The sequence below is a fragment of the Kribbella pratensis genome (genome assembly GCF_004365355.1).
In the GTDB taxonomy this organism is placed as follows: Bacteria; Actinomycetota; Actinomycetes; order Propionibacteriales; family Kribbellaceae; genus Kribbella.
In genome coordinates, this window is record NZ_SODP01000002.1 from 1,027,179 (window position 1) to 1,041,784 (window position 14,606).

Consider the following 14,606-nt stretch of genomic DNA (forward strand, 5'->3'; position numbering starts at 1 on the left):
GACCACTACGCTCTGCTTCACCATGAGCATTCATGAGCGTTACCGCTTGAGTGTGGTGATCAACGCCAAGGGGACCTACACCCCGCTCGGGGTGTCCAGGAGTTCCGACGGGGTGGCCGAGGCCGTCGCACAGGCGTTGCCTGAGTTCTTCGTGATGGACGAGCTCGGCGACCGCGCCAGCGAGGCCATCGCACAGGTGACCGGCGCCCAGGCCGGTGCGGTCGTGCACTGCACCGCGGCCGGCATCACCCTCGCGGTCGCGGCCACGATGACCGGTGGCGACCCCCGGCGTACTGCGGCGTTGCCGGATGCAACGGATATGCACAACCGCGTCGTCTTGCCGGCTTGTCACGTGGTCGACTACGGACACACCAATCTGCAAGGGATCCGGCTCGCCGGCGCCCAGGTCGACCTGGCCGGCGACGACGACGGTTGCACGATCGCCGAGCTGGAGGACGAGCTCGACGGGCCGGATGTGGCGTGCCTGATGCTGGTGGCATCGAGGCTGACCCGCGGCGAACCGATCGACCTCGTCGCCGCGGTCCGTGCCGCGCACCGTCGCGGCGTACCGGCGATCGTCGATGCGGCCGCGCAGTTCCCGCGGATCGCGGACCTGCTGGCGACCGGCGCGGATCTGGTCCTGGTCAGCGGGCAGAAGTACCTCGGCTCGCCGACCGCGGGGCTCGTCGCCGGGAGCTGGCCGCTGGTGCAGGCACTGCGGGCCCAGGAGAAGGGCATCGGGCGGGTGATGAAGCCGACGAAGGAAGCGATCATCGGCGTACTCGCGGCCCTCGAGGAGTGGCAGGCGTTCGACCGGGTGAAGTGGGAGGCCGACGAGCTCGCGAAGGTCGACGCGTTCGTTGCCGCGGCGTCCCGGATCCCCGATGTCACCGCCGAGGTGGTCAAGGACCCGACCGGTTTGCAGGTCTCCCGGGTCCTGCTCAAGGTGGCGGACGCGAAGCGCGTCGCGACCGAACTCGAGGCGGGTACGCCGTCCATCTACGTGATGACCGACCGGATGGCCGAAGGCGAACTCATGCTGGAGCTCGTCCCCCTCACCGCCGAGGAGATCGACGCGATCCTCGCCAGGCTGTGGGCCATACTGACCTGAGCCTTACACGACAAACGGTGGGCCGGCACAGGTTTCCTGTACCGGCCCACCGTTGCGTGTGTCAGCGTCAGTGCTGGTAGGACTTGCGCGGGCCGCTGCGGCGGGGACCGCCGTTGCCGCCGCCCTGACCGCGACCCGGACGGCTGCTGCCGCCGAACCGCTTGCCGCCCTTGGCGAACCGCTGCGGCTTCGGAGCCGGCAGCTTCACCGGGTAGCCGGACGGCTTGGTGCCGCCGGTCAGCTCGGTGACCAGCTCGTCACCCGGACGGGCGCGAACCGGCTCGGCCTTGACGCCGGCGGTCTCGGCCATCCGGATCATGCCGCGCCGCTGGTGCGGCAGGACGAGCGTGACGACGGCGCCCTTGCCGCCGGCCCGCGCCGTACGACCGGCACGGTGCAGGTAGTCCTTGTGCTCGGCCGGCGGGTCAGCCTGAACCACCAGGCCGACGTCGTCGACGTGGATGCCACGGGCCGCGACATCCGTTGCCACGAGCACCGGTACCGAACCGTCCTTGAACTGGTCCAGCGTCCGGTTCCGGACACCCTGGGTCAGGCCGCCGTGCAGCGCCGCGGCCATCACGCCACGGTCGCGCAGCTGGGTGGCGATGCGGTCGGCGCCCAGCTTTGTCCGGACGAACACGATGGTCCGGCCGTCACGGCTGGCGAGCTCGGCGGTCAGCGACTGCTTGTGACCCGGCTCGATCACCAGCAGGTGGTGCTCCATCGTGCTCACCGAGGCCTGACCGGACTCGGTCGAGTGCTGCACCGGGTCCTTCAAGTAGGTCTTCACGATCTTGTCGACGTCGTTGTCCAGCGTCGCCGAGAACAGCAGGCGCTGGCCCTCCGGCGGCGTCATGTCGAGCAGCGTGGTGACCGCCGGCATGAAGCCCATGTCGCACATGTGGTCGGCCTCGTCGAGGACCGCAACCTCCACGGCACCCAGGTCGGCCGCACCCTGCTCGCACAGGTCGATCAGGCGGCCCGGGGTGGCGATCAGCAGGTCGACACCACGACGGAGCGCGTCGATCTGCTTCGGGTACGGAAGACCGCCGGCGATCAGCTTGAGCGACACGTTTATCACGTGCGCGAGCGGCTCGAGGGCATCGTGCACCTGCATCGCGAGCTCACGGGTCGGGACCAGGATCATCCCGCGCGGGCGGCGCGACTCGGTGTGGCCGCCGGCCAGACGCATCAGCGTCGGGAGCCCGAAGCCGAGGGTCTTGCCGGAACCGGTCTGACCGCGGCCGAGCACGTCCTTGCCGGCCAGTGCGTCCGGGATGGTCGCGGCCTGGATCGGGAACGGCGCGGTGATGCCGTCGCGGGCCAGCCGCTGCACGAGCCGCGGTGCGAGACCGAGCGCGGCGAACTGGTTGTCATCGGCAACAGTGCCGAGGTCGACGACCGGCTCCTCGCGGGGGCCCTGCTCCTCGCGGCGAGCCTCCTGCGACGGACGCCGGACGAACGGCTTGTCGTCCCGGCGGTACGACGAACGGTCGTCGCGCTGGTACGACGGACGCTCGCTGCGCTCGAACCGGGGACGCTCGTCGCGGTCGAACCGCGGCTTGTCGTCGCGCCGGTACTGCGGCCGGTCGCCACGGTCGTCGCGGCGGTCGGTGCGCTCGGGGCGGTTGTACTGCGGCTTGTCGCCACGGTTGTACTGCGGCCGGTCGTCACGGTTGTAGCGCGGGCGGTCGTCGCGGTTGTACTGCGGGCGGTCGTCACGACGCGGTGCCGGACGGTCGTCGCGGTTGCGGTTCTCGTAGCGCGGGCGCTCGTCACGGCTGCGGTCGTCGCGGCCACGGTCGTCGGCGCGGTCATAGCTGCGCTGGCCGCGGTCCGGGCGGGGCTCCTCGGAGCGGTAGCCCTTCACCGGCTTGCGGTCCTCGCGCGGTGCGTCGTACGCGGCGTTCGCGGCGAGGCGCTCGCCGTACGACTGGTTCTGGTACTTCTTGTGTCGGGGCTTCTTGGCCCGCCCGTCGGCGGACTCGTCCTGCTGGTGGTGCTGGGTCACGCAAACTCTCTCTCAGTTTCACGGACGAATGGCGCCGGATCGCAGCCGCAACGAAGGTCCGGTCACGAAAACGGGACCGGACAACGTGCTCAGCAGGAGACGGGCATCGACCTGCGGGTGCTATCGCGTTGCACCCATGTCGCCGGACTCTCAGCGGATGCTGAAACCGACGGGTCGGAGCGCCTGGGAACATCTCTGGTGACGCGACGCGCGCACCGACACCAGAAAAGTATAACCGATCGTGACGGCAGCCCTGACCATGCTGCCGATGACCAGACCACCCACCCGACTGGTGCTCCCGGCATCCACCCGGCATTCCGCTCGGCATGCCGCCTCGCAGAGTTCAAGCCAGCTTGAGTTCTTGGAACGCCGTCCTAGGGTGGCGATATGGCGGAGGAGAACGTCCCCAGCAAGGAGCACTGGCTCTCGATCGGGGAGATCGCACATCGGTCCGGGGTGGCGGCGTCGGCGTTACGGTTCTACGAGGACCAGGGCCTGATCGCGTCCCGGCGTACGGCCGGCAACCAGCGTCAGTACCAGCGGAGCACGCTGCGGCGGATCGCGTTCGTGCAGGCGGCCCAGCGGGTCGGACTCGCGCTCGCGGAGATCAAGAACGCGCTGGATTCGCTCCCCGAGGACCGGACGCCGACCCGCGCCGACTGGAGCAAGCTGTCGAAGACGTGGCGCAACCGCCTCGACGAGCGCATCGCCGAGCTCGAGCGGCTCCGCGACGACCTCGACAGCTGTATCGGCTGCGGCTGCCTCAGCCTCCAGCGCTGCAACCTCTACAACAAGGAGGACCGCCTGGCCACCCGTGGCCCCGGCGCCCGCCTCCTCAACGTCGGCATCCCCGGCGAGGCCTGACCACCGCTGGACCTGACCAACACTGGAGCAGCCGGTCGGCCAGGACCACCGGGCGCGCTACGACAGTAGGCCGCGCTCGACCACGTGGACGAGCAGTTCAGCCGCGGCCGCAGCGTCGTACTCCGGGTCGGCGAGCGACTCCGACACGATCGCGTCGATGCCACCGCCGATCACCAGCGCGGCCGACCGCACATCCGCCACACCAGTCAGCCCCCGGGCAGCGCGCGCAGCGGACACCAACTCCGCGACCACTGACCAGCGCGCCTTCGAGTCGGTCAACGACGCACCGGACGTGATCGCCTCGATCAGCATTCGCACGTGCCGCGGGCGATCTCGAAGGTGCCCCACCATCGACCGGATGTACGCCGCCGGACCCTCGGCCGGCCCCGCCGCTTCGACGGCCGCGCCGACCGTCATCACCAGCGCGGACAGCACGTGCTCGTGCGCAGCCTCGACCAGAGCCTGTTTCGACGGGAAGTGATACAGCACTCCCGCCTTCGTGATCCCGGCACTCTCGGCGATCCGGCCGAGCGACGCCGTCGCGTACCCACGCTCGGCGACCAGCTCGATCGTGACGTCGATCAGCTGCACCCGCCGCGCCTGCTCGGTGAACGTGAGGTTCCGGCCACGCGCTGAAGGCATGACCTCAACCTACCGTATGGTGGGATCACCTACCGATCGGTTAGGAGAGGTCATGCCAAGGATCGGCACCTGGCGGAGCGATGCTGGACGCGAGGACTATCGCGACAAGTACGACGCCGCAATGCGGGACCTCCCCGCCCCGACCGAGGTCCGCGACATCCGCACGGAGTACGGGCTCGTCCGCGTGTACCGGTACGCCGGCGCCAAGAGCGGTCTGGACCCGCTCGTGCTACTTCCCGGCACCTCATCCGGGACGCCGGTGTGGGGCGACAACCTGAAGTCCTTGCTCGCGATCGCCGAGGTCTACGCGATCGACCTGCTCGGCGAGCCCGGGATGAGCATCCAGAGCAAGCCGATCACCTCCGACGAGGACAAGGCGGCCTGGCTCGACCAGACCCTGGCTGCCCTGGCCGAGCAGCGGTTCAACCTGCTCGGGCTGTCTATTGGCGGCTGGACTGCGATGAATCTCGCCGTTCGGCGTCCGGAGCGGGTTGCGACCGTTACAACGCTGGACGCGGTCAACGTGTACGACGGAATTCCGCTCGGCACGGTGTTGAGGTCGTTGCCGGCTGCGGTGAAGTGGCTGCCGCGGTCCTGGCGGGACCGCTTCAACTCGTACACGGCCGGCGGGAAGCCGGTCCAGCAGGTACCGGTGGCCGACATGATCGAGGCCGGCATGAAGAACTACACGATCCGCCAGCCGCAGCCGCACCGCATCACCGAGGCACAGCTGGCCGCTCTGCCGATGCCGGTCCTCGCGATCATCGCCGGACGCTCGGTGATGCACGACCCGGCGAAGGCCCGCAGTACGGCGGAACGCGCGCTCCGAACGAAGACGGTGGTGCTGTACCCGGACGCGTCGCACGCGGTCAACGGCGAGTACCCCGACCGGATCGCCGATGACCTGCGGACGTTCCTCACGGCGTACGACTGCTAAACCCATAACCCGGCCGTTATGTCCGGCATAGAACGGCAGGCGTGATGCGCGGGTTATCCCCTGGGTTTTCTGCGATGTGATGCGGAATTCCTGGGCGCTTGGGAGCATCCGATGGTGGCGATCGGTAATCCGCCCGTCGCTATCCGCCACCGATTCGGAGTGAGGCCCTCCATGTCGCATCGCCGTATCCTGACCAGTCTCGCGGGGCTTGCCGCCGCCGCGCTGGCCGTGCCCGCGTTCGCAGCGTCCCCCTCGACTGCCGCGCCGGCCCCTGATTCGCACAGCTCGCACGTCTCGACCGCCGCCACCCGGGCGGCATACGTCGGCTCCCCGCAGGACGAAGCCGCCACCAAGGCGTTCTACGACGCCGTGATGAAGTCCGCCCGCGCCAAGATGGCCAAGCAGGCCAAGGCCGGCCAGAAGGTCACCGCCGTGACCGTCACGTACGCCGTCGACGCGCCGACCTTCGCGTCCCAGATCGCGTCCAGCTCGTCGATCTGGAACTCGAGCGTCAGCAACGTGAAGCTCGTCGAGGGCAGCAACTACGACTTCTACTACACCGAGGGCAACGACCCGCGCGGTTCGTACGCCTCCACGGACGGCCACGGAAGCGGCTACGTCTTCATCGACTACGCCCAGTCCCAGCAGTACGACAAGACCCGCATCGTCGCCCACGAGACCGGCCACGTCCTCGGTCTGCCCGACCACTACTCCGGCCCGTGCTCCGAACTGATGTCCGGCGGCGGCCCCGGCCCGTCCTGCACCAACCCGTACCCGAACGCCACCGAGCGCTCCAAGGTCAACAACCTCTGGGCCAACGGCTTCGCCAACGCAGCCAAGGCCGCCTTCCACACCTCCAAGTAACCCACGTACCTCCGGCCCGGAACCGCCCGGCAGGGGACGGTTTCCGGGCCGGAGCCCTTCTTTGTGCACCCACCGACCACTTTTCCGCCCTGGAAATGGTCGATGGGTGCACAAAGTGCTGTCAGCGGAGGGGGCCGGTGGAGCCGCGGACGACCAACTCGGGGCGGAACAGGAACTCCGTGTGGGGGGTGGCGTGGCCGCGGACCTCTTCGAGGAGGGACTGGACGGCGGCCAGGCCCATCGCCTGGACCGGTTGGCGGATGGTGGTCATCGGGGGGTCGGTGAATTCCATCATCGGGGCGTCGTCGTAGCCGACCACCGAGATGTCGCCCGGTACGGCGAGGCCGCGCTGGCGGGCGGCACGGATCACACCGAGAGCCATCATGTCGGAGCCGCAGACGACCGCCGTGACCTGCGCATCGAGGAGCTGCCGGCCCGCGGCCTCACCGCCCTCGACCCCGAACATGCTCAGCGCGACCATCGGATCGATGTCCTCGTCCGACACCCCCAGCTGCGCCTTCATCGAGGTCCGGTACCCGGTGAGTTTCCGCTGGACGACGATGAACCGCTCCGGCCCGGATGCGAACCCGATCCGGCGGTGGCCGAGGGCAACGAGGTGCGCGACCGCCAGCTCCATCGCGGCGTACTCGTCCGACGACACGAACGGCGCCTCGACCGACGGCAGCCAGCCGTTCACGAACACCACCGGCAGCCGCCGGTCCACCAGCGCCTGGTACCGGGCGTGATCCGCGCCGGTGTCGGCGTGCAGGCCGGAGACGAAGATGATTCCGGAGACGCCGCGCTCGAGCAGCATCTCGACGTACTCCTCCTCCGTGGCTCCGGAGGGTGACTGCGTGCAGAGCACCGGGGTGAAGCCGCGCTGCGACAGCGCGGACTCGATCACCTGGGCGAACGCCGGGAAGATCGGGTTGATTAGCTCCGGCATCACCAGCCCGATCAGCCCGGCCGACCGCCGCCGCAACCGAGTCGGCCGTTCGAACCCGAGTACGTCGAGTGCGGTCAGGACGGACTGTTTGGTCTCGTCCGCCACCCCCGGCTTGCCGTTCAGTACCCGCGAGACCGTGGCCTCACTGACCCCCGCCTTGGCCGCGATATCCGCGAGCCGTGCTCTGCTGCTCACGCCGGGCACTGTACCCAGCTCACACCTGACATTTCAGCAAGATCCTGCAAGAACTTGCAGACTGCGCACGGATGTCCACAACGTGAACAGAATGGACACGTCACACGCCGCATACCTTGTCAGGACGAGCGGGCCAGGCGAGGATAGGCGGACTCCCCCGCCTCGGGGGTGCCTTTACTCGGATCGTCCGGCACGTTCCTGCCGGTGAAGGGAAGAAATCGTCATGGCTACTGTTTCGTTCAAGGCGGCGACCCGGATCTACCCCGGTTCTGACACGCCGGCCGTCGACAAGCTCAACCTCGAGATCGAGGACGGCGAGTTCATGGTGCTCGTCGGCCCGTCGGGTTGTGGTAAGTCCACCTCGCTCCGGATGCTCGCCGGCCTCGAAGAGGTCAACGAGGGTTCGATCTACATCGGCGACCGCGACGTCACGCACCGTCCGCCGAAGGAGCGGGACATCGCGATGGTGTTCCAGAACTACGCGCTGTACCCGCACATGTCGGTCGCCGACAACATGGGCTTCGCGCTGAAGATGCAGGGTGTGTCCAAGGAGGACCGCGCCAAGCGCGTGATGGAGGCCGCCAAGCTGCTCGGCCTGGAGGAGTACCTGGAGCGCAAGCCGAAGGCCCTCTCCGGTGGTCAGCGTCAGCGTGTCGCCATGGGTCGCGCGATCGTGCGTAACCCGCAGGTCTTCCTGATGGACGAGCCGCTGTCGAACCTCGACGCCAAGCTGCGGGTGCAGACCCGTACGCAGATCGCCGAGCTGCAGCAGCGTCTCGGTGTCACGACCGTGTACGTCACGCACGACCAGGTCGAGGCCATGACGATGGGCGACCGGGTGGCCGTCCTCAAGGACGGTCTGCTCCAGCAGGTCGACACCCCGCTGAACCTGTACGACAACCCGAAGAACAAGTTCGTCGCGGGCTTCATCGGTTCCCCGGCGATGAACCTGCTGACCGCCGACATCACCGACGGCGGCGCGAAGCTCGGCGACTACACCATCCCGATCGACCGCTCGGTGCTGGCCAAGGCCGGTAGCGACAAGACCCTGACCGTGGGCGTTCGCCCGGAGGCCTTCAAGGTCGCCGACGAGGGTCTGCCGGTGAAGGTCGCCGTGGTCGAGGAGCTCGGCGCCGACGCGTACCTGTACGGCACCGCGGAGCACTCCGGCGAGCACCAGCAGATCGTTGCTCGCATCGACGCCCGGATGCCGGTCGAGAAGGGCTCCACCATCCGCCTCGCGGCGGTTCCGGAGAAGCTGCACCTGTTCTCCACCTCCACCGACGAGCGGCTCACGGCCTGATCGTCAGCAGGAGTTTTCGCCTACCGGCCCCGGGTGGTTCGTCCGCCCGGGGCCGGTGGTTTGTCCAGCCGGTCGACCGGGTTCATGTTGGTCTGCTTGAGCAGGTAGTGCGGGCGTTTCTTGGCCTCGTAGTAGATCCGGCCGATGTACTCGCCGATCACACCGAGCATCACCATCTGCAGGCCGCCGAGCCCGGTGATCGCCGCGATCAGCGTCACGTACCCCGGCATGTCGACCCCGTGCAGAAGCGCGGCCACGAGCACCCAGATCGCGTATCCGGCAGCGACCGCGGTCAGCAGCAGGCCGACGTAGATCGCCATCCGCAGCGGCTTGTTGTTGAACGACAGCAGCCCGTCGAGCCCGTACTCGAGCAGTCGCCGGAACGTCCAGCGGCTCTTCCGGTCCGGCGCCGCCTTCACGTTGTCGTACTCGAACAGGATCGACTCGAACCCGATCCAGGCGAACAGCCCTTTCGAGAAACGGTTGTACTCGTTGAGCTCGAGCAGCCCGTCGACGGCGCGCCGCGACAGCAGCCGGAAGTCGCCGACCCCGTCCGTCAGCTCGACATCGGCCCATTTGTTGATCAGCCAGTAGTACGCCCGCGCCAGGAACGTCCGGGTGGCCGGGTCGCCGGTGCGGTTCCGCCGGGCGATGACCTGGTCGAAACCGCGCTCGTACTCCGCCAGCATCCGGCCGATCAGTTCCGGCGGGTGCTGCAGGTCGGCGTCCATGATCACGACCGCGTCGCCGGTGGCGTACCGCAGGCCGGCCAGCATCGCGGACTCCTTGCCGAAGTTGCGGCTGAAGGACAGATAACGGACCGACTCGTCGGCGGCTGCCAACCCGACGAGGGCGTCAAGCGTCCCATCACTACTGCCGTCGTCCACGTACACGATCTCGTACGGCCGGCCGGAGGCAGACAGTTCGCGGCTGAGCGCCTCGTGGAACCGGTTGACCACCTCGACCTCGTTGTAACACGGCACCACTAGGCTCAGGCGCGTTGTCGGGCTCATGCGTAACTTCCAGAAAGGGCAGGGGAACAGTCGGTGGCCTCAGCGGACGGCGAATCACCAAAGGTAGTGCGGCGACGTTCGGCGTTGCTGCCCGCCGTCGTCGCCTTCGTCGTCGTGGCGGCGGTGTTCGCCACCTCCGGCATCATCCGCGGTACCTATCCCTTCGGTTCGCTGTCGCGCAGTACCAACGATCTTGGCACGCAGTACGTCCCCTTCTTCGCCCACCTGTGGGACATCCTGCACGGCCGGGCCCAGGGTGACCTGCTGTTCAACTGGCAGAGCGCGTTCGGGGTCGGCTTCCTGGCCGACCTCGGGGTCGATCTCGGCAGCCCATTGTCCCTGCTCGTGGGGTTGTTCCCCCGCCATCAGATCGACCTGGCCGTCTACGTCATCACCACCCTGAAGCTGAGCCTGGCCGCGGCCGCGATGGCGGCCCTACTGATGAAGATGCGTCCAGGCCCCCGCTGGGTTGCCGCAATGCTGGGCGTTTCGTACGGCGTCTGCGGCTGGGCGCTCGACGACGGATCGTACGTGCCGATGTGGCTGGACGGCCTGATCGCCCTGCCGATGTTCTTCATGGTCGCGGAGTGGTCACTGCGCCGGACCAACCGGCTGCTCAGTGTGTTGGTGGTCGGCCTGTTCTGGCTGTCCAACTTCTACACCGCCTACATGGCAACGATCGCGGGTGGGATCTACCTGCTCGCCCGGCTGCTCACCAGCGATCTCAGCTGGTCACTGCGGCTGCGGGCGATCCTGCGGCACGGCATCTCGTTCGTGCTCGGCATAGCCTTGGTCGCGCCCATCCTGCTACCGATCGTCATGACCAACCGCGCCGCAACGCCGTCACCGTCCGGGATCTTCCACCCGTCCGCGCTGGACATCTTCCTGTCCCGGCTGTTGCCGCTGTCCGAGGGCGTCGGCCGGACGGCGAGCCTGTACGTCGGAACCGTTGCGCTCCTACTCGCACTGACGATGCCGTTCAACAAGTTCGTGCCATGGCTGACCAAGCTCGTCTGGGTGATCACGACCGTCCTGATCGCGTTGTCGTTCAGGTGGCCGCCCACACAGGAGTTCTGGCACGCGTTCGACACCCCGAACGGCAGCCAGTACCGCGAGGCGTTCGTGCTCTGCGGCGTGATCGTGGTGCTCGCGTGGATCTCGGTCTCGCACAAACTGCCGGGCCCGATCGCGCTGCTCGGCGGCGGTGCGTTGCTCGCGCTGATCGCCGTACTGTCCGACGACAGCCCGTTGCTGACCAGGCATTGGTTGTTCGTGCTGATCGGGTCCGGAGTCGCGACTTTGGTTGTCTTCGGCACCATTTGGACGCTGCGCCGGTTCACGAACACCCGGCGGGTCAAGTGGCCGGTGGCGGCGGCATTCGGCGTACTGCTGGTGGTTGTGGCGGTGGAGACCACGTGGACCGCGGTGGTCACCGACGAGCAGCGCGGACGGGTGCTCGGCGCGTCGGCCGCGGCGTGGGACGACAAGCAGACAGCGCGGTACGACGCGCTCCGGGCGTTGGGCGCGTGGCCGAACTACAGGACCGAGCCGGGTACGTCGATCACCCCGAACGACCCGATCCTGCTCGGCGGGCAGGGCGCCGGCCTGTACAGCAGCCTGTTGCCGGAGTCGGTGAACGAGACGCTGACCGGTCTCGGTTTCGGCTGGTCCGGGTACGGTCGCGCGTCGCGCACTCTCGACAACCCGGTCACCGACGCGATCTTCTCGGTCGGCGCGCGGATGCGGCTCGTCGGCACCGGGCAACCGAGCATCACCCGGTCCGATGCGCCGCCGCTCGTGACGGTACGGCGACGGCTCGGAGCGACGCCCGACGTCGACACCAATGCGCCGAACGCGTATGCGATCCAGGAACGGCTGCTCGGGAGCACGGTGTACGAAGTCCCGAAGTACAAGGGGACGCGGCTCGAGACCGGTGACGTCAAGCTGGTCGGGGCCTGCACTCCCGGTACGTCGGTGTACCTGTTCATGCCGCGGGTCGGCGGACGGGCCCGGCTGGCTGACGGGCAGTGGCACGAGCTGAGCGCGACACGGCGGCCGGGGATCAACACGAGCAGCGCGATGGTCTCCCTCGGCTCGGTGCCGAAGACCGGCGTGGTGCTGATCGAGCTCAACTTCGGTGACGACCCGCAGGGCATCCCGCCGTCCAGCGCAATCGGATGCCTCAACGAGCAAGAGCTGGCGAAGGCGATCCGGCGGCTACGGGCGAGCGGAGCGACCGATGTGAAGGCCGGCGGTCATTCGCTGCACGCGACGCTGCGGCCCGGCAGCACGGGGTACGCCGTGGTCGCCGTACCGAAGATCGACGGGTGGATGTGCTCGGTCGGCGGAGGCAAGGCTCAGGTGCCGCGGGATTACGGCGGACTCATTGCTGTTCCGTTGACGGGTAGCGCGGACCGGATCGACTGCACCTTTGTACCGCCCGGGCTGCGTCGTGGACTGGCGATCGGCGGGGCCGCCGCCGTACTCACACTCGGGATCGTGCTCCTCGGCACACTACGACGACGGCGACGCGCCGCTAGTTGACGTCGCGGCGGTGAAAAACCCATCCGCCGAGCACGATCGCGAGGACGGCAAGGATCGCCAGGTACCAGGCACCGTGCTCGAACGACAGCGTCTTCGGGACGTAGTCGCAGACGTAGCTGCCGTCGCTCCCAGTCTTGCATTGGGTGACGTAGTACTGCGCGTCGTGACGGACGAAGGCGTCGAAGTTGACCTTCACGAGCCACGGCTGAGCCTTCTCCAGGAACGCGGCGAACACGCCCTCGGCCAGGACCAGGTACGCCATCACCAGGCCGATCGCGGCCGCCGTGTGTCGGAGCAGCAGGCCGACGACGGAGCCGAGAGCCGCCGCCAGCGCGGTCGTCAGCACGGCGCGGCCGCCGATCGCGCTGAGATCTCCCCAGGTCTTTCGTGTTGTGCCGGCGGTGTCACCGGGGTGGTCGACGATCAGGAACGTGCCGAGCAGCACGATCGCGAGCACTACCGCGGCGATCGGCACGAAGCCGGTCGCGGCCGCGAGCAGCTTGCTGCCGTAGACCCGGAGCCGGCGCGGTTCGAACGTCAACCAGTTGCCGATGGCACCGGAACTGAACTCGGCGCCGACGAAGCCGGCCCCGATCAGGAACGCGGCGAAGGCCAGGATGTACGACGAACCTTGCAGCAGACCGGGCATGACCTGGGCGAACACGGTCGGCGGCTTGCCGAAGTCCTCCAGCTTGGGCTCCGGGTAGGAACACATGTCGTCGACCGTCGGCTTCGGGTCAGGCTGCGTCTTCCAGTCCGCCTCGCATTGCGCGCGGTTCTCGGCCGCGTTGTCGACCCAGTCCTTATGGGCCAACTGGAACTGGCGCTCGGCCTGCTGCTGTTCCGCCGCGGAGAGCGGTCGCGCGTCGAACCAGGTCGCTACCAGCAGCAGCGCGGTAATCAAGAAGAGTCCTGCGACGCCGATCAACGTGAGCCGACGAGCGGTCAGGCGGCGGAGTTCGACCTTGGTGAGTCGGATCATCACAGCCCCTCGCCCTCGGTCAGCTCGAGGAAGACGGATTCCAGGTCGGCGCGGACCGGAACCAGCTCCGACACGTACAACTCCTGATGCGCGAGACGGCGGGTCACGTCAGCTGGGTCGGGCGCACCCTCGACGAGCAGGTACTTGCCGTCGGTCCGCACGGTCATGCCGGCAGCGGTCAGTATGCGGGCCGCGGTCTCATGGTTGCCTATAGCAACCTTAACCGTCGGCGTCGTACTACCGCCGATGACCTCGGCAACTGTTCCTGCGGCCAGGAGCCGGCCGTGGCCGATGATCGAGACGGTGTCGGCGACTTGCTCGACCTCGGCCAGGATGTGGCTGCTGACGAGGACGGTCTTACCCTGATCGCCGAGGCCGCGCATGGTCTCGCGGATCTCCCGGATACCCGCGGGGTCGAGACCGTTGGTCGGCTCGTCGAAGATCAGCAGGTCGGGCTGTTTCAGCAGCGTGGCGGCGATCGCGAGGCGCTGCTTCATACCGAGCGAGTACGAGCGGAAACGGTCGTTGCCGCGCTCACCCAGTGAGGTCTGCTCGAGTACTTCGCTGACGCGCGTTCTCGGAGCACCGATCGCCTCCGCGAGCAGCTCGAGGTTCTTCCGGCCGGTGAACGCCGGGAAGAACTTCGGCGACTCCACGATCGCACCGACCCGGCCGACCACCTCAGGCAGTTGCGCCGGCACCGTCTTGCCGAACACCGTCATCGTGCCCGCATCCGAACGAACGAGCCCGAGAAGCATACGGATGGAGGTCGTCTTCCCCGAACCATTCGGCCCCAGGAATCCGTGCACCCCACCGGTCGGTACGTCGAGATCGAGCCCATGCACCGCAACCACCTTGCGCCCCCGCCTGGTCCGATACGTCTTACGCAACCCACGCGTACTGATGGCCACGTCGGACATCCACGCCCCTCTCGTCAGTCAGCAGACGCACAGCCTGACAGCTTTGTTCGTGCTCAGGTGAGTGCCCTACGCGCGCTACGCAGGCGCTTTCCTCGTCGCTACGCTGCTCGGCGCACCCGCTCCGCGCGCTCCCACCCACCCTCTGGCTACCGCCGGCATTCCTTCCGGCTCATCGCCGGGGTCGCGAGCTGCCGCTCGCGTCGAGGGCTGAGCGGAGCTGGTTCGTCGCGGTTGGGGCGTGCTGAGTGGTGGAGCTGGTGTGCCCCACGCGCGC

The 14,606-nt window shown here is 68.1% G+C and carries 12 protein-coding genes; 6 read left to right on the forward strand and 6 right to left on the reverse strand.

The features are described 5' to 3' along the window. Positions 1-22 precede the first annotated feature (22 nt). A complete protein-coding gene (locus EV653_RS21580; protein WP_134105529.1) occupies positions 23-1,111 on the forward strand; it encodes an aminotransferase class V-fold PLP-dependent enzyme in 1,089 nt (362 codons plus the stop codon). A gap of 67 nt (positions 1,112-1,178) precedes the next feature. On the opposite strand, the gene EV653_RS21585 is transcribed toward EV653_RS21580, so the two are convergent. Next, positions 1,179-3,122, reverse strand: coding sequence for a DEAD/DEAH box helicase (locus EV653_RS21585; protein WP_134105530.1), 1,944 nt, complete (start codon positions 3,120-3,122; stop codon positions 1,179-1,181). Between the two features lie 387 nt (positions 3,123-3,509). Here EV653_RS21585 and soxR point away from each other — a divergent pair, with 387 nt between their 5' ends. Then, complete coding sequence (gene soxR / locus EV653_RS21590) at positions 3,510-3,986, forward strand: redox-sensitive transcriptional activator SoxR (RefSeq protein ID WP_134105531.1); 477 nt, start codon at positions 3,510-3,512, stop codon at positions 3,984-3,986. Between the two features lie 57 nt (positions 3,987-4,043). Here soxR and EV653_RS21595 read toward each other — a convergent pair whose 3' ends face one another. Next, on the reverse strand, positions 4,044-4,628 hold the full coding sequence (locus EV653_RS21595; RefSeq protein ID WP_134105532.1) for a TetR/AcrR family transcriptional regulator: 585 nt from the start codon (positions 4,626-4,628) through the stop codon (positions 4,044-4,046). Between the two features lie 52 nt (positions 4,629-4,680). Here EV653_RS21595 and EV653_RS21600 point away from each other — a divergent pair, with 52 nt between their 5' ends. Continuing rightward, entirely contained in the window at positions 4,681-5,565 is an 885-nt protein-coding gene (locus tag EV653_RS21600; RefSeq protein WP_238159942.1) for an alpha/beta fold hydrolase, read from the forward strand. Positions 5,566-5,736: 171 nt separating this feature from the next. Next, positions 5,737-6,429, forward strand: a complete 693-nt coding sequence (gene snpA, locus EV653_RS21605; RefSeq protein WP_166679508.1) for a snapalysin — start codon at positions 5,737-5,739, stop codon at positions 6,427-6,429. Positions 6,430-6,550: 121 nt separating this feature from the next. On the opposite strand, the gene EV653_RS21610 is transcribed toward snpA, so the two are convergent. After that, positions 6,551-7,570 carry a LacI family DNA-binding transcriptional regulator gene (locus EV653_RS21610; protein WP_134105534.1) on the reverse strand — a complete coding sequence of 340 codons (1,020 nt, stop codon included), beginning with the start codon at positions 7,568-7,570 and terminating at the stop codon, positions 6,551-6,553. A 223-nt stretch (positions 7,571-7,793) separates the two neighbouring features. On the opposite strand from EV653_RS21610, the gene EV653_RS21615 reads away from it, so the two are divergent. After that, on the forward strand, positions 7,794-8,873 hold the full coding sequence (locus tag EV653_RS21615; RefSeq protein ID WP_134105535.1) for an ABC transporter ATP-binding protein: 1,080 nt from the start codon (positions 7,794-7,796) through the stop codon (positions 8,871-8,873). 20 nt (positions 8,874-8,893) lie between these two features. Here EV653_RS21615 and EV653_RS21620 read toward each other — a convergent pair whose 3' ends face one another. Then, positions 8,894-9,886 carry a glycosyltransferase family 2 protein gene (locus tag EV653_RS21620; protein ID WP_134105536.1) on the reverse strand — a complete coding sequence of 331 codons (993 nt, stop codon included), beginning with the start codon at positions 9,884-9,886 and terminating at the stop codon, positions 8,894-8,896. Between the two features lie 66 nt (positions 9,887-9,952). Here EV653_RS21620 and EV653_RS21625 point away from each other — a divergent pair, with 66 nt between their 5' ends. Next, a complete protein-coding gene (locus tag EV653_RS21625; RefSeq protein ID WP_238159943.1) occupies positions 9,953-12,430 on the forward strand; it encodes a YfhO family protein in 2,478 nt (825 codons plus the stop codon). Here the strand turns inward: EV653_RS21625 and EV653_RS21630 are convergent. Next, the gene (locus EV653_RS21630; RefSeq protein WP_134105538.1) at positions 12,423-13,412 is read right to left on the reverse strand and encodes an ABC transporter permease subunit; all 990 of its coding nucleotides are present in this window, start codon (positions 13,410-13,412) and stop codon (positions 12,423-12,425) included. The genes EV653_RS21625 and EV653_RS21630 overlap by 8 nt on opposite strands. Continuing rightward, positions 13,412-14,332, reverse strand: coding sequence for an ABC transporter ATP-binding protein (locus EV653_RS21635; protein WP_134105539.1), 921 nt, complete (start codon positions 14,330-14,332; stop codon positions 13,412-13,414). The genes EV653_RS21630 and EV653_RS21635 overlap by 1 nt, the downstream gene beginning before the upstream one ends. Positions 14,333-14,606 lie beyond the last annotated feature (274 nt).